Genomic DNA, 531 nt, shown 5'->3' on the forward strand with positions numbered 1-531 from the left:
CCGACTGAGGTACGCCTTTATTCGTGACAACTCCCGTTGCTGGCCTGTTCGTATGCTCTGCAGGGTGCTGGATGTTCATCCCAGTGGCTTTTACGCCTGGTTTAAGCAACCGTATTCTCAGCGCCACCAGGTAGATCTGAGACTGACGGGACAGAGCAAACAGTTCTGGCTGGAGTCCGGTTGCGTTTATGGTTATCGCAAGATCCATCTGGACTTGCGGGATAGCGGGCAACAGTGCGGAGTGAACAGAGTCTGGCGACTGATGAATCGTGCCGGGATAAAGGCTCAGGTCGGGTATCGGAGCCCGCGGGCACGCAAAGGCGAGGCCAGTATCGTATCGCCCAACAGGCTCCAGCGACAGTTTAATCCGGATGCTCCAGATGAGCGTTGGGTAACGGACATAACCTACATCAGGACCCACGAAGGCTGGCTGTATCTTGCCGTGGTTGTTGATCTGTTCTCACGCAAAATCATCGGCTGGTCAATGCAATGGATGACAAAGGACATTGTCCTGAACGCACTGCTGATGGC

The 531-nt window shown here is 54.6% G+C and carries 1 protein-coding gene; it reads left to right on the top strand.

Translation table 11 applies throughout. The annotated features are described in order from the left end of the window. The coding region (locus AB1287_RS14240; RefSeq protein ID WP_435618200.1) for an IS3 family transposase at positions 1-531 on the top strand (531 nt) is incomplete at both ends.

The organism is Scandinavium sp. UTDF21-P1B (assembly GCF_040750395.1).
Classification (GTDB): Bacteria; Pseudomonadota; Gammaproteobacteria; order Enterobacterales; family Enterobacteriaceae; genus Scandinavium.